Annotated in this window: 18 protein-coding genes; 13 read left to right on the plus strand and 5 right to left on the minus strand. The window is 51.4% G+C overall.

Annotated elements, in window-relative coordinates; all coding sequences use genetic code 11:
* Positions 1–36: 36 nt before the first annotated feature.
* On the plus strand, positions 37–960 hold the full coding sequence (locus LCH85_23355) for a hypothetical protein (GenBank protein ID MCA0354944.1): 924 nt from the start codon (positions 37–39) through the stop codon (positions 958–960).
* Positions 961–993: 33 nt separating this feature from the next.
* Here the strand turns inward: LCH85_23355 and LCH85_23360 are convergent, their stop codons facing one another.
* Complete coding sequence (locus tag LCH85_23360) at positions 994–1,536, minus strand: DUF1697 domain-containing protein (GenBank protein MCA0354945.1); 543 nt, start codon at positions 1,534–1,536, stop codon at positions 994–996.
* A 289-nt stretch (positions 1,537–1,825) separates the two neighbouring features.
* On the opposite strand from LCH85_23360, the gene LCH85_23365 reads away from it, so the two are divergent.
* From LCH85_23365 to LCH85_23415, 11 genes are all read left to right on the plus strand, one after another.
* Positions 1,826–3,097, plus strand: coding sequence for a bacterial transcriptional activator domain-containing protein (locus tag LCH85_23365; GenBank protein ID MCA0354946.1), 1,272 nt, complete (start codon positions 1,826–1,828; stop codon positions 3,095–3,097).
* Positions 3,098–3,172: 75 nt separating this feature from the next.
* The gene (locus tag LCH85_23370; GenBank protein MCA0354947.1) at positions 3,173–4,525 is read left to right on the plus strand and encodes a substrate-binding domain-containing protein; all 1,353 of its coding nucleotides are present in this window, start codon (positions 3,173–3,175) and stop codon (positions 4,523–4,525) included.
* A 142-nt stretch (positions 4,526–4,667) separates the two neighbouring features.
* The gene (locus tag LCH85_23375) at positions 4,668–5,471 is read left to right on the plus strand and encodes an ABC transporter ATP-binding protein (GenBank protein ID MCA0354948.1); all 804 of its coding nucleotides are present in this window, start codon (positions 4,668–4,670) and stop codon (positions 5,469–5,471) included.
* Positions 5,455–6,159 (plus strand): ABC transporter ATP-binding protein, encoded by a 705-nt coding sequence (locus LCH85_23380; GenBank protein ID MCA0354949.1) that lies wholly within the window; start codon positions 5,455–5,457, stop codon positions 6,157–6,159. The genes LCH85_23375 and LCH85_23380 overlap by 17 nt, the downstream gene beginning before the upstream one ends.
* Before the next feature lie 12 nt (positions 6,160–6,171).
* Positions 6,172–7,224 (plus strand): branched-chain amino acid ABC transporter permease, encoded by a 1,053-nt coding sequence (locus tag LCH85_23385; protein MCA0354950.1) that lies wholly within the window; start codon positions 6,172–6,174, stop codon positions 7,222–7,224.
* 250 nt (positions 7,225–7,474) lie between these two features.
* Entirely contained in the window at positions 7,475–8,530 is a 1,056-nt protein-coding gene (locus LCH85_23390) for an alpha/beta hydrolase (GenBank protein ID MCA0354951.1), read from the plus strand.
* Positions 8,531–8,542: 12 nt separating this feature from the next.
* The gene (locus tag LCH85_23395) at positions 8,543–9,574 is read left to right on the plus strand and encodes a branched-chain amino acid ABC transporter permease (GenBank protein MCA0354952.1); all 1,032 of its coding nucleotides are present in this window, start codon (positions 8,543–8,545) and stop codon (positions 9,572–9,574) included.
* Entirely contained in the window at positions 9,571–10,590 is a 1,020-nt protein-coding gene (locus tag LCH85_23400) for a 3-oxoacyl-ACP synthase (GenBank protein MCA0354953.1), read from the plus strand. The genes LCH85_23395 and LCH85_23400 overlap by 4 nt, the downstream gene beginning before the upstream one ends.
* 233 nt (positions 10,591–10,823) lie before the next feature.
* Positions 10,824–12,323 carry a long-chain fatty acid--CoA ligase gene (locus tag LCH85_23405; GenBank protein MCA0354954.1) on the plus strand — a complete coding sequence of 500 codons (1,500 nt, stop codon included), beginning with the start codon at positions 10,824–10,826 and terminating at the stop codon, positions 12,321–12,323.
* A gap of 176 nt (positions 12,324–12,499) precedes the next feature.
* Positions 12,500–12,898, plus strand: a complete 399-nt coding sequence (locus LCH85_23410; protein ID MCA0354955.1) for a MaoC family dehydratase — start codon at positions 12,500–12,502, stop codon at positions 12,896–12,898.
* A 116-nt stretch (positions 12,899–13,014) separates the two neighbouring features.
* On the plus strand, positions 13,015–13,566 hold the full coding sequence (locus tag LCH85_23415; GenBank protein ID MCA0354956.1) for a hypothetical protein: 552 nt from the start codon (positions 13,015–13,017) through the stop codon (positions 13,564–13,566).
* Positions 13,567–13,615: 49 nt separating this feature from the next.
* Here LCH85_23415 and LCH85_23420 read toward each other — a convergent pair whose 3' ends face one another.
* Entirely contained in the window at positions 13,616–14,110 is a 495-nt protein-coding gene (locus LCH85_23420; GenBank protein MCA0354957.1) for a ferritin, read from the minus strand.
* Positions 14,111–14,452: 342 nt separating this feature from the next.
* On the opposite strand from LCH85_23420, the gene LCH85_23425 reads away from it, so the two are divergent.
* Entirely contained in the window at positions 14,453–15,988 is a 1,536-nt protein-coding gene (locus LCH85_23425; protein MCA0354958.1) for a GerMN domain-containing protein, read from the plus strand.
* 192 nt (positions 15,989–16,180) lie between these two features.
* Here LCH85_23425 and LCH85_23430 read toward each other — a convergent pair whose 3' ends face one another.
* The 3 genes from LCH85_23430 to LCH85_23440 form a co-directional block, all read right to left on the minus strand.
* Positions 16,181–16,711, minus strand: a complete 531-nt coding sequence (locus tag LCH85_23430) for a GNAT family N-acetyltransferase (GenBank protein MCA0354959.1) — start codon at positions 16,709–16,711, stop codon at positions 16,181–16,183.
* 90 nt (positions 16,712–16,801) lie between these two features.
* Complete coding sequence (locus tag LCH85_23435) at positions 16,802–17,506, minus strand: hypothetical protein (protein MCA0354960.1); 705 nt, start codon at positions 17,504–17,506, stop codon at positions 16,802–16,804.
* Positions 17,507–17,650: 144 nt separating this feature from the next.
* Positions 17,651–18,631, minus strand: coding sequence for a hypothetical protein (locus LCH85_23440; GenBank protein MCA0354961.1), 981 nt, complete (start codon positions 18,629–18,631; stop codon positions 17,651–17,653).
* Between the last annotated feature and the right edge of the window lie 9 nt (positions 18,632–18,640).

Raw genomic sequence — 18,640 nt, forward strand, 5'->3', positions numbered from 1 at the left:
GCTCAGTCAGCGCATCGTTAGCATCAAGGAGCGATTATGCAACTTGCAGTGAGCACCAAACCTGAAACTCCGCTCCAACCCTATGTGGTGAGCGCCGATTATGCCCCTGGCACATTGATTCAGCAGCAAACCCTAGAATTGCCCATCTATCACTCACCTGAGCAAAAACTCTATGAACTGGAGATTGCCGGCTTTCGGGTTGAGGATGCTGATCCTGAAACGGCACTACGCCAAGCAGTGCCTGTGCTCAAAGCCTTGGTCAACTTGGCTCGCCTACCAACCTATGTGTTCATTGCCCGCCGTTCACGCCAAGTTTACCCAATTTATAGCATTGGTGATGATGTGCTGGCGACAACCCCTGGTGGCCCAGTTTTTCGCCATGTTGAGCTCGCCAAAGTGCGTGAATATTTGAATGAATATCTGCATTTGACGGGGGTGCTTGGCCGACCTGGAGCCAGCGATAAGCTGCATGTGCGCGGTGTCGATGCCAAAACACTGGGCTTGATTCGCCCGACCTGCTATTTCAAAAAGCGGATTACTGGTCAAACCGATTTCTGGGCACCTGTGTTTGCCAATGAGCAAGAATTGTATGCCTTTGCAGCGAGCAAGCGCCATGCTGTGCCATTGAGCGAGCCAAACGCCTTGATGGGCTTACATGCCTTAGTCGCCAAAGCCTTGATCAAAGATAAACGGCTGTTCCACGAACACGATCTACGGGTTGATCGCATGTTTGCCGAGCCATGGGAAATTTGGAAAAAAGATTTAACCGCAGTCAACGAGCCGATTGTGCTTGGTGATATCAGCTTAAATGTCTATCAATATGGGCCAACCTGGCTCGCCGTGGAAAAACGCCGTGATCGCGATGAACTCCGCCCAAGTTTGTTCCTTGGCGAAAACCTTTACGATTTGACGGCGCGGGTAACCGCCGACTTCAAACGGCGCGGCCTGATTGCTGAATAATCCACGAGCTGGCTTTCAGCCTTTGAAAGCCAGCTACTTGGTAAAGCCATATTTGGCGATCATCGCGCGAATCGTAGTGATATTACGGGCAGTTCCGGCCTGTTTGATCGCTCGCTCCAATTTTGCCCCGCTAAACTTGCTTTCCCCACGTTGTTTATGCCGCAACCACCAGACATGCCGCCCAGTAATTCGAAATGTATCCAACTCATTTTGATACTGGTCTAGTCGCGTTTGAGCTTCAGCATCTGGTTCGTGCTGCACAAAGGTCACATATAACGCCGCTTGCGGATCGATTTCATTTGGCGTAAACGGGCAAGCCTCTTCCAGCTCGACCAATTCGGCGGCAGAACGCAAAAATGTTGCGACTGCAAAACCAAAACGGGACTCAAGTTGGCTGGCAATCAAGTGTTCGACCTCAGCATAGCCTTGAGTTGGATCATCAAAAACCACATTGCCCGATTGAATATAGGTCTGAACATTATTAAAGCCATGGGCCACCAAGACAGCGCGTAAATCTTCCATCTTGACAAAGTGGTTGGTAATGTTGATTGCGCGTAAAAATGCAATGGTGCTCATTGTTACCTCGCGTCTAGAGAATACAGAACATACGATCTATTATAAACGCAGCGGCGCAGCGCTTTTTTAACCACGCAGAGCACGAAGGACACGAAGGTACATTTCCAGCTATAGATTATGTCAACTCAATAAGCGCCTGTGCCCAGATCCCCGACCCCTGATCCCTAGCCCTTCTTTTGATTTTTGCCTTCTGCCTTTTGATTTTCGTGGCTCTGCTATAATATTGTTTCAAGGCTCAGCCACCCCACCTGCTTCGACCAACCATCACCTCACCGCTGAGGAGTAGCGTATGCAACAGGTAGTACGTGTTTTTCATCAACTCTTGCCCGATTTTGTTGATCATGTGTCCGAGCAAATTGTTGCTAACCATGTGCCTGTATATGCCAGCTTGCCGCAGCAGCATGTCAAAATGGCGCTCTACAATGCCATTCATTCAATCGAGATCGATTTAGCGCAAGGCACAACCTCAACCTATGCCGATTATTGGCGTGAGGTGGCGGTGCAACGCGCCCAACAAGGCATCTCGCCAGTCCACAGCATGCTTGTCACCCATCTCTCAACCAATGTGATGACCCAATTTTTGAAGCAGGCTTTGGATCGCGAGCCAGAGGCGTTGGCATGGTGGCTCGAACGAACTCACACAATCATCTCGCTAGGCATGTTGGTGATGACCGAGGCACGAATTAATGCCTTGCAACAACTTGGGCAACTCGGCAGCGAGCCAGCCAGCAGCGGTATTATCATCCACGAACAGCCCAATTTGATATTGCCACCCAGCCGCTGGCAAGCCCCACAAGTGTTGCATTTACAAGCCTTTGGCCAGCTGCGGGCGTGGCGTGGCTCAAGCGAGGTGCTGAATTGGGGTCGTAAATCGGCAATCGCCTTGCTTGGAATTTTAATTACCCAACGCGGCCAATGGATTCAGCGTGAGCAAATTTGCGATCTGTTCTGGCCTGATTTAGCCCCAAATCAAGCCGAAGCCCACTTTAAAGTTGCCTTGAATGCGCTAACCGCCGTGTTGGAGCCAGAACGCCCGACGCGCCAAGCCTCAAGTTACATTCAACGCCGCAATACTGCCTATCGTTTGGCGTTTGATACTGCGCCAATTCAGCTTGATGTGCTGCGCTTTGAGCAATTGCTGCAACGTGCCAACCACGCTAGCAATCCACTAGAAGCAATTAATTACTATCGCCAAGCGCTCAATTTGTATGCTGGCGATTTTTTGGGCGATTGTTTGTATAGCGACTGGGCAAACGCTGTGCGTGAGCAATTGCGCCATAATTTTGTGCAAGCAGCCTGCGAATTAGCCCAATTATTGTTGACTGAACAGCAACCAAACGAAGCCTTGGAGTGGGCTGAAGCCGCCTTGCAAGCCGATCCCTATCAAGAAAACGCCTATCAAGCCAGTTTTATGGCCTATGCTCAACTTGGCAATCGGGTGCAACTGCAACGCAGCTATCAACGTTGCCAACAAATGCTTGAGCACGATTTGGGCTTAGCGCCAATGCCCACTACCAAAGCCGCCTACCAACGAGCCGAACAAACGCTGCATCAACTGTAACTCAAGTGTAACTGGCCTTTGCTATGCTGAAGTGAGAGCTACTTCAATTGCATAGTCCAAAGGAGGACGCACGTAATGAAGCGTTTGATTTCGATGTTGGTAATTCTGGTTACTGCAATTCAGCTATTGGCTGCTTGTAGCAGTGGCACTGGAGTTGAACCAACCGCCGCCACCAATCCAACCAGCGATTCGGCCCAAGCCACCCAAGCTCCTCCCGCGACGACCGCGCCTGCCGCAACGACAGAAAGCACCGAACCAACCGCCGCGCCAACCAGCGATAGCGCTGCTGCAACTGGCAAGCCGATCAAAATTGGCCTGATCACTGATCAATCCAAGGCCTTGTCGTTGTATGGAACCCAAGAAATCAATGGCTTTATGTTGGGCTTGGAGTATGCCACCAACGGCACGATGCAAGTTGCTGGCCGCCCAATTGAAGTGATTGTCAAAGACGATGAAAACAACCCCGAACGCGCTCGTCAATTGGCGCGTGAGTTGATCGAAAAAGATGGCGTGGAATTGCTGCAATGTTGTGCCTCAACCTCAAGCGCCTTGACCGTGATTGAAATTGCCAAAGAAAACAACATCATTGCGATGATTGATCCAGCGGCTGGGCCACAAATTACTGGTTCGAATTTCAATCGCTTCGTCTTCCGCACTGGCCGCAATACCTTGCAAGATGCCTTGACCGCCGGCCCGTATATGGTCGAGAACGTTGGCAAAGAATTTGTGCAATTGGCTCCTGACACCGATTTTGGCAAAGGCTCAGCCGCTTCGTGGCGCTCGATCATCGAGGCCAACGGTGGCACCTTCGTCTCGGACGATGTGTTTATTCCTGCCGATACAACCGACTTTACCCCTTACTTGCAAAAATTGCTCGATGCTGCCGACGAAAAACAGGCCAAAGTGTTGATGGTCACCTGGGCCGGAGCCAACTTCCCACGCTTGTTCCAGCAAATGCAAGAGCAAGGCGTGCTCGATAAACTGACCTTGGCAACTGGCTTTGGCGATAACGTGACCATGCCGATGGTCTATGCCGATGCGGTTGGCTCGGTTGGCATGATTGCTTACCACTACACCCTGCCCAAGAACGAAGTTAACGATTGGTTGGTTGAGCAACACAAAGCCAAATATGGCTCATACCCCGATCTCTTCACCGCTGGCGGGATGGCTTCAGGCATTGCAACCGTGCGCGGCTTGGAAGCAACCAAGGGCGATACCAACGCCGATGCCTTGATCGCAGCACTCGAAGGAATGAGCTTCGAAGGGCCAAAAGGCACCTACACCTTCCGCAAAGAAGATCATCAAGCGCTCCAGCCGATGTACATGGTCAAATTGATCAGCATTACCGACCCCGATGCAAAGTTCTTTGAGTTGTTGCAAGAACGCAGCGCTGAACAAACTGCCCCACCTGTGATGGTGACGGAGTAAGATCAGGAGTCAGTCGTTAGGGGTCAGGGGTCAATCGTTAGGGGTCAGTAAAATCGCACAGGCAAGCTTCTGATCCATAGTCCCTTAGTCCCTGAACCCTAGCCCCTAGTCCCCGACCCCTCACTCGATAAAGGAATTTTCAATGCCAAACGTTTTGTTGAAAACTGAACATCTTTCACGCTCGTTTGGTGGTTTGCAGGCGGTGCGTGATGTAAGCATCGCAGTTGAAGAAGGTTCGTTTCACTCGGTTATTGGGCCAAATGGGGCGGGTAAAACGACCTTCTTCAACATGATTAGTGGCGCGATTAAGCCCAGCAGCGGTAAGGTGTTTTTCGCTGGTAACGAGATTACTGGCCGACCCTTGCACCGCATGATTCACCTTGGCATTGGCCGCGCCTACCAAATTACCAGTTTGTTTCCCTCACTGAGCGTGGCCGAAAATGTGCGTTTGGCTGCTCAAGCCCGAGGCCGTGATACCTTCAAATTTTGGCAGCACAGCGATCGGTTCGAGCGTTATCACGAACGGGCACAGGCGGCGCTCAAGTTGGTAGGATTGCGCGGGGTTGAGCAAGTGCTCGCCAGCGCCTTGCCGCATGGCGATAAACGCAAGCTCGAATTAGCCCTGCTGCTCGCCAGTGAGCCTCGGCTATTGTTGCTCGATGAGCCAACCGCTGGCATGGCCGCCAACCAAGTGCCCGAATTGATCGAGATTATTCAGCAACTGCGCCAAAGCGGCCAACATACAATTATTCTGGTTGAGCATCGCATGGATGTGGTGATGAGCATTTCCGATCAAATTACGGTGATGCACGGTGGCAGTGTGTTGGCCGAAGGCACGCCCCAAGCGATTGCCGCCGATCCACGGGTGCAGCAAGCCTACCTCGGCGAATTGTATGATGATGTGCTAACTCAGCCTCACGAGGTTGCCCATGACACCAATTCTTGAAGTTGAGCAACTTCAGACCTTCATCGGCCAATATCATATTTTGCACGATGTCTCGTTGCAGGCCGAACAAGGCTCGATTACCGCCATTCTTGGGCGCAACGGCGCTGGCAAAACCACCACGCTCAAATCAATTATGGGCTTAACGCCGCCGCAAGCAGGCTCAATTCGCTTTGCTGGCCAACGGCTCAACAGCTTGCGCACTTTCAGCATTGCCCAACTAGGCATTGGCTATGTGCCAGAGCATCGCGCAATTTTTCGCGATTTGACGGTAACTGAGCATTTGATTTTGGCTGAACGCAAACGCGGCGATTTACGCCGACGTGGCGATTTGATATTTAGCTTGTTTCCCGATTTGCAGCGGCTTGAGCGGTTGCTCGGCAGTCAACTTTCGGGCGGCCAGCAACAAATGCTGGCGATTGCGCGGGCGTTGGTTCCCGAAACCCAATTGCTGTTGATCGATGAGCCGAGCGAAGGCCTTGCTCCGGTGATTATCGAACAGATGATGCGAGCAATTACGGCGCTGAGCGAACATACCACCGTGGTGTTGGTTGAGCAAAATTTTCGGATGGCCAGCGCCATCAGCCAAGCCTACTATATGCTCGATGATGGCCGAACTGTTGATCATGGCACGATGACGGCGCTACGGGGCAATCCCCAATTAATTCAGCGCTATCTTGGTGCTGCCTAAAAGGTGTTGAGTATGGCTGTTGCTGCTCCCCCGACAATTCAAACCAAACCCTTGCGCGAACGCTTAGCACCGTTGGTTATTCCCGCAGTTTTTGTGCTGATTTTCGCCACAGTGCTAACGGTTGCGCCTGCGAGTTGGCCCAAGCTGATTACTGGTATTTTGTTGCCAGGCCTGACCTTGGCCGCGATCTACTTTATGATCTCAGCGGGTTTATCGTTGATTTTCGGCTTGATGGATGTGCTAAATTTTGCCCATGGCTCGCTATTTATGCTCGGTGGCTACTGCGCTTGGACCTGCAATGTCTGGCTTGATCCAAATTACGCTGGTCATTGGCCAATCACCATCGCCAGCGGCAATCTGCGCTTTATCATCGGCTTGATTGTTGGCACATTGGTGGGCGCGGCAGTTGGTAGCTTAATCGAAATCAGCCTAATTCGCCCACTCTACAAACGGCCAATTTACCAAGTGTTGCTAACTTTGGGCTTGGTATTTGTGTTTGATGCCTTGGTGCGCACGATTCCGGCTTGGGGTTCGCTCAGCCGTGCCCCCATCAAGCCGCCAATGTTGACCGAAAGCCTGAGTCTATTGGGCCGACGCTTCCCCAGCTATAGCCTGTTTTTGATCTGCCTCAGCGTTTCGTTGGCAGTGCTAATCGCCTTAGTGCTACGCCGTTCACGGATTGGCCTGACGATTCGGGCTGGCGTGCAGGATAGCGCCATGGTCGAGGCGATGGGCATCAACGTGCGGCGGGTTTTTACCGGAGTATTTGGTTTTGGCAGTGGCTTGGCGGCTTTGGGCGGCGCGGTAGCAGCCTCGTTTATTGGGGTTTACCCCGAAATGGGCTTGGAATACCAGCTTTTTGCCTTTATCGTGGTCGTAATTGGCGGTTTGGGCAGTTATAGCGGAGCCGCAGCAGGCGCATTGTTGATTGGACTGGCTCGAACGTTTAGTGACCATTTAGTGCTGGAAACAGGCCTACCAACTGCAATCGCCTCGGCCTCAACCGTGCTGGTAATGGCGATCGTGCTATTGCTCAAGCCTGGCGGGATTTTTAATAAAAACTAGGGATCGGTTGTTGGGGGTCGGGGATCGGAACCGCGCAGCACGCGAAGAAGATTTTTAGCCACGAATTGCACGAATTGCACGAAGGTTAGGAATGGAAATAAACACTTATATTCCATATATCGAATAGGATGTGCAACTCCTCTGTTTTGGTCACTAGAAAAAGCGTGGAGTTGGGAAAAGCCGAGGGTTTGGTTCGAGTGGCCGATCCCCAGCCCCTAACCCCCGATCCCTATCTATTACGGAGAAAACCATGCTCAATCCACCATTGTTAGCTGGATTAACCGCCCGTGTTATTCAAACGCCGCGCTTGGCGATGTATGTGATTGAGCGTGGCGACCCAAGCAAACCGCCAATTGTGCTGGTTCATGGCAATGTTTCAGCCGCCCGTTTTTGGGAAGAATTGATGCTGGCCTTGCCTGATGATTATTATGTGATTGCCCCTGATATGCGGAGTTATGGCCGCTCGGAGCGCTTGCCGCTTGATGCAACCCGTGGGGTGCGCGACTTCAGCGACGATCTCGATAGCCTATTGCAAACCCTCAATATTCGTCAACCACACTTGGTTGGGTGGTCGTTGGGCGGCAATGTGGTGCTGCAATATGCCCTCGATTACGCTGCGAATGTGCGTTCGCTGACGCTTGTTGCCCCCGGCTCACCCTATGGTTACGGCGGCACCCAAGGCCTCGACGGCCAACCCAACAGCCCTGACTACGCTGGGAGCGGCGGTGGTACGGCCAATGCTGCCTTTGTCGAAGCCTTGAAAAATGAAGATCGCGGCGATGGCCCTGTTTCGCCACGCACCATTATGAATAGCTTCTACTTCAAACCACCATTCCGCTCAAGCCGCGAGGATGTGTTTGTTGATGAAATGCTTCAGACCTATTGCTCGCCGCAAAACTACCCAGGCGATTTGGTGGCTTCGGCTAACTGGCCGATGGTTGCCCCAGGTACAGGCGGCGTAAATAATGCGCTCTCGCCCAAATATCTGAACCAAAACAGCTTTGCCACAATTCAGCCCCAACCGCCAGTGCTGTGGATTCGCGGCGATGCTGACCAAATTGTCTCTGATGCTTCGATGTTTGATTTATGTATGCTTGGCCAATTGGGCTTAGTTCCAGGTTGGCCTGGTGCGGAAACTCATCCTGCCCAGCCGATGGTTGGCCAAATGCGGGCAGTGCTCGAAAACTATGCCGCTCATGGTGGCCAATATCAAGAAACGGTGCTGGCAAATTGTGGCCACTCACCACAGATCGAACAGCCCAGTTTGTTCAATACGGCTCTACTCGATTTTCTGACCCAAGTTTAGGCGAGGTTTGCTATGCAGCGTTTGCGCCCACTACTGCCACTTGTGGCGATTGGCGGCCTTGCAAGCTTGCCATTTGCCTTTGCCGCCGATACCACCCGCTTTTGGCAAGGGGTTTTCATTCAGATTTTTATTCTGGCGATTTATGCCCTGAGCTACGATTTGCTGATGGGCTACACCGGCATGATTTCGTTTGGCCATGCGCTGTTTTTTGGCGCTGGTGGCTATACCGCCGCCATTTTGTTGCGCCAAGCCGAGCCGCCCTCGATGCTAATTGTGATTGCAGCGGTGATTGTGGTTGGCGCAACTATCGGGGCAGCAGTGGGCGCATTGTCGCTACGGGTCAGCGGGGTCTATTTTTCGATGATTACCCTTGCGCTGGCCGAAATTGCCTTCATCCTGTTTAAAGCCGATGACCCCAAGCTCAAGCCAATTACGGGTGGCGAAATCGGCTTGCAGGGGATTGTCGTGCCAGCAGCGATCGATGCCACGACCTATCGACTGCGCTTTTACTTTTTGACCTTGGCTTGTATGGTTGGCCTGTATTACGCGGCGCGACGCTTAATCAACTCGCCAACAGGCCGGGTATTTGTGGCAATTCGCGAGAATGAGCCACGCGCCACGGCCTTGGGCTATAACACGCTGCATTTCAAATTATTGGCAACATCAATTTCATCAACGATTGCGGCCTTGGCAGGGATGTTGATGGTGCTGTATGAAAAAAGTGCTAGCTTCGAAATGCTCAGTGTTAATCTCACCATTCAAGCCTTGTTGATGACGATCATCGGCGGGATTGGCACGCTGATTGGGCCAATGCTTGGTGCTGCGACCATCCGCTTGCTTGATCATGGCCTCAAAGGCGAATTTATGCAGGCACTTCTGCCAGCGTGGCTGCGCCCCGACTTAGTATTTGGCATCGTGTATGTGGTGCTGGTGTTATTCTTCCCAGCTGGCTTGATGGGGGCGATTCGTAAGTTGCGCGGCAAAACCAGCCGTAGCTCGGTCGAACGTCTACGCCAAGCCATGAAACCAAAGGCTGAATCATGACCTACGAATTTCCGCCAATTGGCATTGCTGCAATCGCGACTTATCTGCCAGCAGCCGTCGAAACTGCTAGCCAAATCGCCTTAGCCGCCAACATCCCCGAAGCTGTGGTGATCGAAAAGCTGGGTATTCGCCAAAAACACTTGGCCGAAGCCCACGATACACCATCGGCCATGGCGGCTGAGGCTGCTCGTAAAGCTTTGGCAATCGCCGAACTCGACCCGCTGGATGTTGATTTGATTATTTATCACGGCAGCGAATACAAAGATTATGTGGTTTGGTCGGCGGCGGCCAAAATTCAACACCTGATTGGGGCGAAACGGGCGTATGCCTATGAAATTTATGCCTTGTGCGCTGGTTCACCAGTTGCCATCAAAACCGCCCGCGATCAAATGCGAGCTGACCCAACGTTGCGCAATATTTTGTTGGTTTCGGCAGCTCGCGAAAATGAGCTTGTGCGCTATGACAACCAACAAGCGCGATTTATGTTCAACTTTGGCGCGGGGGCATCGGCCATGCTGCTGCGCCGCGATTATGCAACCAACCAAGTGCTCGAATCGGCGGTGCTGGTCGATGGCTCGTTTAGCGAAAATGTCGTGATGCGCGGTGGTGGTGCGCGTTTTCCCGCCAGCCAAGCCACGGTCGATGCAGGCTACCATCAACTTGATGTCTTGCAACTTGAAGATATGCGGGATCGCTTGGGCTTGGTTTCACAGCCTAATTTTGTGCAAGTCATTGACCAAGCTGTTACCCGTTCGGGCTATCGGCGCTCGGATATTGATTTTCTAGCAATTACCCATATGAAGCCATCGTTTCACAATGGCTTATTGCACGATTTAGGCTTACGCCCCGATCAAGCAATCTACCTTGATGATTATGGGCATATTCAATCGGTTGATCAACAATTGGCACTTGATTTGGCTCAGCAACGTGGCTTGCTCAAAGCTGGCGATTTGGTGGTGTTGGCAGGTGCTGGCACTGGCTATACTTGGGCCGCAAGCGCCGTGCGTTGGGGATAAACCAAGGCAAAAGTCAAAGGGCAAAAGTCAAAAAGGGGTAGGTATCAGAATCTAGGGGATAGGTTTAACGCAGAGATTCCTAAGGATGAATTATGAGGGATGAAGGATGAAATGGATAGATTTTGAAGTTCTTAGCATCCTTTGCGTTCTTCGTGGTTCGAACCTTCGTGTCACTTCGTGTCCTTCGTGGATCAAAATCCTAGCCCCTGACCTCTGATTAAAGGAGCATTGCAATGTACATTGGTGACTGGCTTGGCAAGCGCGAGTTGCTTACGCCAGAGCGACTAGCGCTGGTTGACGACCGTGATGGCGAGCGCTATAGCTACCGCCAATTGAATAGCCGTGCCAATCGTTTGGCTGCGAGTTTGCGCCAACGTTTTGGTGTAGGCAAAGGCGATCGGGTGGCGATTTTGGCCAAAAATCAAATTGGCTACCTCGATGCTTTATTCGCCACTGGCAAGCTTGGGGCGATTTTAGTGCCACTCAACTGGCGCTTAACCGAGCATGAATTAATTTATATGCTCAAAGATAGCGCATCGAGTGTGTTGCTCTACGATAGCCAATTTGCGCCGCTGCTGCCAACCTTGTGCAGCCAAACCCCAATCAAGCAGTGTGTTCAGTTTGGGCCTGAATACGAGCAACTGCTGGCGCAAGCTAGCGATTTGCCGATCAGCGAATCGGTTGATCTCGATGATCCGCACTTGATTTTGTATACCTCGGGTACAACTGGCGCTCCCAAAGGCGCAGTACTTTCGCATCGGGTGCTGGTGTGGAATTCGCTCAATACCAATGTTGGCTGGGATTTACATGCCGATGATGTGAGTATTATTCATACGCCGTTGTTTCATACTGGCGGCCTGAATGTGCTAACCCTGCCCATTTTGCATGCTGGAGGCACAATGGTTTTGATGCAAGAATGGAACCCCGAACGCTGTTTGCAATTGATCGAGCAAGAGCATGTAACGATCTTTTTTGCAGTGCCAACCATGTTTGAGATGCTGTTGCAAGCGCCCAATTTTGCCCAAACCAACCTCAGCAGCCTACGTTTTTGCATCGCTGGCGGCTCGCCCTGTCCAATTCCCTTGATCGAAGCCTATCAGCAGCGCAATATACCGTTTCGCCAAGGCTATGGCCTGACCGAAGTTTCGGTTAATTGCTTCACGCTCAACCCCGAGGATGCCATTCGTAAGGCTGGCTCGGTTGGCAAGCCGATTTTTCACCTCGATGCACGCATTGTCGATGAGGCAGGTCGCGATGTGCCGACCAACAGCATTGGCGAATTGATTTTATATGGACCGACGGTGTGCAATGGCTATTGGCGCAATCCGGTCGCAACCGCTCAGGCCTTGCAAAAAGGTTGGTTCTACACAGGCGATCTGGCGCGGGTCGATGCTGAAGGTTATTTCTACATCGTTGATCGCAAAAAGGATATGTATATTTCTGGCGGCGAGAATGTTTACCCTGCTGAGGTTGAAAACGTGCTCTATCAGCACCCTGCGGTACAAGAATGCGCCGTGATTGGTATTCCCGACAGTCGTTGGGGCGAGGTTGGGCGGGCTTTAGTAGTGTTGCGGCCAAGCACGCAGCTCGATGAGCCAAGCTTGATCGCCTTTTGTCGTGAACGCCTTGCCAGCTACAAAACCCCCAAATCGATTTATTTTCTGCCCGACTTACCACATAACGCCAGTGGTAAGGTCGTCAAGCCTGAGCTACGCAAGTTGTTTGGGTATTAGAACATAGAGCAAAGAACATAGAACATAGGGATCAGGGGTTAGGGACTAGGGGCCAGGTTTGATCCACGAAGGACACGAAGCGCACGAAGGACTGATTTGTAGAATTTCATCCTTCATCCGTATTCCCGATCCCCAGCCCCCAACAACCAATCCCCACTATTCAAAGGATTTCAACCATGAGCTATACAATTGGACAAAGCGCTCGTTTGCGCAAAACAATTACCGAAGCCGATATTATTTTGTTTGCGGGAATTTCGGGCGATGCCAACCCGGTGCATATCGACGAAATTGCTGCACGTGAATCACGTTTTGGGCGGCGGATCGCCCATGGGATGCTGGGTGCTGGCCTGATTTCAGCGGTAATTGGCATGCATCTGCCTGGCCCAGGCACAATTTACCTTAACCAAACCTTGGCTTTTCGCAGCCCGATTTATATTGGCGATACGGTCACGGCCTATGCCGAAATCAAAAGCCTGCGCGACGATAAACCAATTGCCACATTAATCACTCAATTACTGAATGAAGAAGCCAAAATCTTGATTGAGGGCGAGGCGATTGTGCTGCTGCCAAGCTAAAATCAAGCACCAACCAAGCCGACAGCCGCTCAAATTGGGGCGGTTTTTTCATGCTTGACAGCTAGTTTCGATCATCGCTATGCTTTGGCTGAATTTAATCTGATCGTGAGCAACCAATGCCTAAATTTTTGCACAAATTTGCCCAACCACGCCTGATTTGGCTAGCCTTTGGTATAGCCATGACCCAATTGTTGATTAGCAATCTGTTGGCGAGCCTATTTCATTCGTGGACTGGAGGCTATGGCTTGTTGGATTTGGGCGGTGGCGCGAACGCATTTTCAGCCAAATCTAGCGTTACGCCCGAACTAGCCTATCAATTAATCAGCAATTATGGCGAACAGCGCAGCAGCCATGTGTGGCTGATTGTGCCCGACATGCTGTTACCGATTGGGGTTTGGCTCTTTTTTGGGCTAGCGTTGCTGCGGCTGACTCGTGATGCTCAAGGTTGGCAACGTTGGCTACCAGCCTTGGCGAGCCTCTATTTCTGCGCCGATTATGCTGAGAATATTTGCGAAGCTCTGATGTTATTGCAATATCCAACCCAATTGCCAACTGTGGCAATGCTCTGGACTTGGTGTTTTACGCTCAAAAATCTTGCCGTTGGTTTAAATATTGGGGCAATCTTGCTGTTATTCCTGTGGCGCTGGCGACGAGCTAAATCAGATTAAACGAAAAAGGCCCGCAGCTTGATTGCGGGCCTTGGGCTAGCAGGAAAGTCTATTCAGCGGCGCGGCTGCCTAATTGTTCATTGAGCAAGAACAACGCACCTGGGTGATCGCCAGCCATTTTGAGCTTTTCGACCACATCCGAGGCACTCTTTTCTTCCTCGACTTGCTCGGTAATAAACCATTGCAAGTGAATTTGGGTGGCATGATCGTTTTCTTTGATCGCCAGATCGTAGAGCGAGTTGATCAACGCAGTAACTCGTTGTTCGTGATGCAAAGCCATTTCAAACACTTCAAGCGACGAATTGAAGCTTGATTGAGGCTGGGCCATAGCTTGCAGCACAGCACGGCCACCACGATCGTGCAGATAATCGAACAGCTTCATGGCGTGCACGGTTTCTTCTTCGTACTGCAGGCGCATCCAATGAGCAAAGCCACTTAAATTAACCGACTCGAAGTAGGCCGACATTGAGAGATACAGGTAGGCCGACTCAAATTCATGCTTGATTTGGTCGTTAATCGCGGCTTCAATGGTTGGATTAATCATACGCTGCGAACTCCTTCGCTATGAAGACCTCTGCTAATGTGGGTAGTTTAGGCTATCTAGCGCCGAAAAACAAGGGCTTAGCCAGCTGTATTTGATCCACGAAGGACACGAAGTGCACGAAGAATGGAACCACGAAGCACGCGAAGACCGTGAAGGATGTGAATATCCAGCTTCCCGACCCCCGATCCCTAGCCCCTGACCCCTAATGACTATGTTCTCTGCTGTATGTTCTTTGCTCTAAACTTTCATCCTTCATCCTTTTATCAGATGAGCCTCAGTTGCGAGCCATGGCCTGAAATGTGATTAACCGCTAGAGTAAGGGTGTATCTGAAGGAGGATTCAATGCGTTCTTTGAAATATATGAGTTTGGCGTTATTGCTAGTAGCCTGCGGTGGCCAAAGCCCAACAACGACCACTCCAGCAGCAACGACCAATTTACCAGCCCAAGCCACCGCCACCATCCAAACTGGCTCGGCAGCAACGAGCATTCCCACAACCGCGCCGCAAGCGACGGTTGCCACGGCTAATCAAATTAACTTGAGTGCGCCGCCCGCCGATGCCGTGCTAACCGATTCGGTGCGCGTGGCAGGCACAATCGTGTTCACGCCATTCGAAAAAACCTTGCGCCTCGTGATTCAAACCAACGACGGCAATATTCTGTATGAGGGGCCAATTAATACCACTGGCGAATATGGCAGCAGCGCAACCTTCGATGTGACCGTGCCAATCGTCGCAGCAGCAAGTGGTCCAGGTGTAATCAAGGTGATCGAAGATGATATGAGCGGCGAATTGCCCTATCGCACAATTGCCGAACAACCAGTCCAATTTAGCTCAACTTCTGCCGAGCCAAGCCCTGCCGAGCCAAGAATTTTGATCGAATTGACTGAGCCAGCGATGCATGCTGTCGTTGGTAATCCATTGAATTTCAAAGGCACGCTCTCGGCAATGCCTTTTGAAAAAAATGTGGTGATCGAAGTCTATGATAGTGAATTGCATTTGCTCGGCCAGACCAGCGTGATTGCTGATGGCGAATATGGCTCAGCCGGAACATTCAGCGGCAGTATCAATTTTCAAGCACCTTTGAGCAGCCGCATCGGTCGGATTGTAGCCTATACAACATCGCCCAAAGATGGTTCAGTCGTTGGGCGTGACGAAGCAACTCTGACGTTGCCTGCTTGGAATGGCACAGGCGCATATTTGGCCCAACCTGCGCCCGAAACCAGTGCCTTCTTGCCACTGCATGTTGAAGCAGTCGGTTTGAACAGCGATAATTACACCGTGCGTTTGCGCTACGCCGACGGCACCCTGTTGGAAAACAAGACCCAAGCCTACAACGGTTATTTGGCGTTGAGTTTGATGTGGGACAAAAATCCACCCATTTTACCCAACCAAGGCGCAATTTTAGAGTTGGTCAAGGCTGATGGCACGGTTGAATTAAGCCAAAATCTGTATATGCAAGATCTGACCAGCCAACCGACCACGAGCGTCGAAGTCTCTTGGTTAGCTGGCGAAGGCTCAATCAACGGGGTTCGAACCTTACCAAAAACCTCAAGTGTCGCTAGCGCTGCCCTACGTGAATTGGTTTGGGGGCCAGTTGGTGAAGATTCAGCCTATAGCACAGCGATTCCTAGCCCCAAAATTATTGCCGATTACACTGGTGATAAAACCGGCTGGACTGGGCGGGTGCATCTACGCTCAGTGCGGATCGAAGGCGATACCGCCTACGTCGATTGGAGTCGCGAAATGCGAGCATGGGGCGGCGGGTCAATGCTACTTGAATCACTACAAGCTCAAGTGGACCTAACGCTCAAGCAATTTCCCCAAGTCAAAAATGTCGTTATGACCGTTGAAGGCAGTGAAGAAGTGCTCCAACCTTAAATTCTCGCTCCCCTAGTGAGGTTTAAACGCGCACAGGTTGACGACTGGATATCAATTCATATTCCCAGTCGTCAACCACCTGTCGCCGCTTGAGCCGATATATGCAATCGCTAGCCATTTGGCGAAATTCAGGCCTAAAGGTTTGTGGTGTTGGTAAGCTATATTCAGCTTCTCAGATCATGCTTTATTCATTTATAATAGCTGATCAAGCTCGGCTAGCATTGCCACTCGTGCGGTTGCGGGCAAACCTGCGGCAATATGACTTTGGGCAATCGCAGTTAATTCAGGCCCGCATTCAGCCGCAGTAAGCGCCCGAAAGCCCAAACGCGCATAAAACAGGGCATTCCAAGCAATATCGTTGAAGGTCAATAAGCTCATGTGGCGATAACCCTGTTGTTTGCCCCATGCTGCCACAGCCTTAATCAACCCTCTGCCTACGCCACGCTGCCCATGATCGGGGTGGACATCCAGTTCGCTTAGATAAACCTCGCCATCGACGATTCTCGCCAACGCAAAGCCTACAGGCGTAGCATCAGCATCAATGGCAACCCACACGCCATCCCGATCAACATAAGCTTGCAAATCGTCGATGGTTGCTGGTGGCCAGGCGGCGATAAAGGCATGCTGGGTGGGCAAAAAAAGCTGGGCGGCGGCAACTTCAATCGCTGGCAACAAGCTTAATTCAGCCTGAGTTGGCCGACGAATTGTATAATTTGGCTGCATTAACCTACCTCACAAACGTATGCTAGCAATTGCCAAGGCTAAAAAAACTCCCTTGGCCTATTGACCAAAGGAGTGAGACCCACTTCAGATTTAGGCTGTTGGTGGGCGCAGATAGGTGCGATCGGGCAAGCTGGCTAGCTCACTTTCCTCATTTTCAGCATCATCTTCTAAAACAGGCATAGGTGCTTGAAAGCGATGCAAGGCTTCGAGCACTTTGCTGACATTCTGCATCAAATCGCGAATTTCTTGGCGTAGCTCGTGTTCTTCGTGCAATGCTTCGCCAAAAGGCCACGATTGACGGCCAGTGACCGTGCCAACAAAGGCCATATATTCGCCAGTGAAATGCAATTGCACATCAATATCGAGCGGCTGAAAATCAAAGGTTTTTTCTTTAGTTGCGGTCTGAATTGCTTCGGTCAATTGGGGAATATTGACCACATTGAAGCGCTGTTCTTCAGTTAATGGAATGGCATAGGTCAGATCAAAATCGAGATCAACGTTGTAGGCACAGCCTTCAATCGCGTGCAAACATGGCTCATCACTATCATGATAGAGCGCACAAATTGCATCGCTGCCCATCACTGAAATAGCCGTAAGCGCCGCATCCCAAGTAAAACTAATCGTCGCGACCACATGTTCCATATGTTGATCGCGCTGCTTGGCAGGTTGGCAACTAATGCTCAACGTCCGCGCTAAAGAATGCGGATCTAGCTGTTCCTGCGAAAATTGAATCGCCAAACCTGCTCGCTCCGCCTCGCTAATTAATACCGTAACCACCGCTTCATACGTTAACATCTTCGCTCCTTTCAGCGAGGCTTGTTTCGTTCATGGTCATTATAGCACTCTCGACCATGAGCAAAGGGGCTAGAGTTGCTCAATTAACGTCACATAGGGGCCATAACAGCCCCTAGCAGCAAAAGCTCCCGTTACTGGAAACCTCTAAATATCGCAACCTTGGGTTAATGTTTGAATCAGCACTGTCGCTGGGCCGCTTGCTTGCAAATAGCCACTATTCAAGCGCCAGATGTCGGCTCGCTGACTTGCCCCATAACAGCCAACCCACATGGCCTTGGTATCAGCCAAGATAATTGTCTGCAAAAAGGCCGCCGCCTCGGTTTCAACTGGCGTTACATTGACATAGACGCTCAGTTGGTTGCTTTGGCGTAAGTTATCGGGCACGCTTGGCAAGGTTCCTTCAACCCACGTTTCAGCCGTTTTAGCTTGATCATCCTGAGCTAAGCCAGCGTAATAGCCAAACAATACCTCAGGAATTGTGGTTTGCTGGCTAAGCGCTAGTTGCTCAAGTGGCGTGCCACATTCCCGCGCCTGCTGATCAAGCACTCCCAACACATCATTGGTGGTGGTTGGTATGGAGTTGCTTGAGCTTAATTGCCATGGGCTATTGACATCAGCCCGGGTTGCGAGATAGCAAGCAGTATCCGCCCGCGCACCACCATCGCTCATCCCCAACAACACAATCCCTGCCATGCGTGCTTCGGTTTGGCTTGCGTTGTAGGTTGGCGCAGTCACCAAGCCTACCACTAAATCGATGCCAAAGAAACTCGCGCTAAACCCGCCTTGATCAATGCCGCCTGGTGGAGTCGCCCAATAGCGATAGGCCCGTTCATACTCGCCACGATTGAGCGCATTGATCAGCGAGCGAAAGAGCTTAACTGGCGTTGTTTGATCATCAAAGGCATTGGGTTGAGGCAGCGTATCTAGCGGAGTTGCCGCGCTCGTCGTTGGGCTGGCCACCGCCGGAGTTGCCTCGCTCGTCGTTGGGCTGGCCACCGCTAGCGCTTGGGTTGGGCTAGCCTCAGGTTGCACAGGAACCCCAACGGTTGGCGCTGGAACTTGATTAGCGCAACCAGCCAAAACCAGCAGCGCCAGCAACCACCCGCGCCGTAAAAAGACCTTCATCGATCAAAC

The organism is Chloroflexota bacterium (genome assembly GCA_020161265.1).
Classification (GTDB): Bacteria; Chloroflexota; Chloroflexia; order Chloroflexales; family Herpetosiphonaceae; genus Herpetosiphon.

Excerpts from the sequence above, each read along its gene's own strand:
- LCH85_23355 (MCA0354944.1), top strand. The coding sequence starts at position 37 with ATGCAACTTGCAGTGAGCACCAAACCTGAAACTCCGCTCCAACCCTAT.
- LCH85_23360 (MCA0354945.1), bottom strand. The coding sequence starts at position 1,536 with ATGAGCACCATTGCATTTTTACGCGCAATCAACATTACCAACCACTTT.
- LCH85_23365 (MCA0354946.1), top strand. The coding sequence starts at position 1,826 with ATGCAACAGGTAGTACGTGTTTTTCATCAACTCTTGCCCGATTTTGTT.
- LCH85_23370 (MCA0354947.1), top strand. The coding sequence starts at position 3,173 with ATGAAGCGTTTGATTTCGATGTTGGTAATTCTGGTTACTGCAATTCAG.
- LCH85_23375 (MCA0354948.1), top strand. The coding sequence starts at position 4,668 with ATGCCAAACGTTTTGTTGAAAACTGAACATCTTTCACGCTCGTTTGGT.
- LCH85_23380 (MCA0354949.1), top strand. The coding sequence starts at position 5,455 with ATGACACCAATTCTTGAAGTTGAGCAACTTCAGACCTTCATCGGCCAA.
- LCH85_23385 (MCA0354950.1), top strand. The coding sequence starts at position 6,172 with ATGGCTGTTGCTGCTCCCCCGACAATTCAAACCAAACCCTTGCGCGAA.
- LCH85_23390 (MCA0354951.1), top strand. The coding sequence starts at position 7,475 with ATGCTCAATCCACCATTGTTAGCTGGATTAACCGCCCGTGTTATTCAA.
- LCH85_23395 (MCA0354952.1), top strand. The coding sequence starts at position 8,543 with ATGCAGCGTTTGCGCCCACTACTGCCACTTGTGGCGATTGGCGGCCTT.
- LCH85_23400 (MCA0354953.1), top strand. The coding sequence starts at position 9,571 with ATGACCTACGAATTTCCGCCAATTGGCATTGCTGCAATCGCGACTTAT.
- LCH85_23405 (MCA0354954.1), top strand. The coding sequence starts at position 10,824 with ATGTACATTGGTGACTGGCTTGGCAAGCGCGAGTTGCTTACGCCAGAG.
- LCH85_23410 (MCA0354955.1), top strand. The coding sequence starts at position 12,500 with ATGAGCTATACAATTGGACAAAGCGCTCGTTTGCGCAAAACAATTACC.
- LCH85_23415 (MCA0354956.1), top strand. The coding sequence starts at position 13,015 with ATGCCTAAATTTTTGCACAAATTTGCCCAACCACGCCTGATTTGGCTA.
- LCH85_23420 (MCA0354957.1), bottom strand. The coding sequence starts at position 14,110 with ATGATTAATCCAACCATTGAAGCCGCGATTAACGACCAAATCAAGCAT.
- LCH85_23425 (MCA0354958.1), top strand. The coding sequence starts at position 14,453 with ATGCGTTCTTTGAAATATATGAGTTTGGCGTTATTGCTAGTAGCCTGC.
- LCH85_23430 (MCA0354959.1), bottom strand. The coding sequence starts at position 16,711 with ATGCAGCCAAATTATACAATTCGTCGGCCAACTCAGGCTGAATTAAGC.
- LCH85_23435 (MCA0354960.1), bottom strand. The coding sequence starts at position 17,506 with ATGTTAACGTATGAAGCGGTGGTTACGGTATTAATTAGCGAGGCGGAG.
- LCH85_23440 (MCA0354961.1), bottom strand. The coding sequence starts at position 18,631 with ATGAAGGTCTTTTTACGGCGCGGGTGGTTGCTGGCGCTGCTGGTTTTG.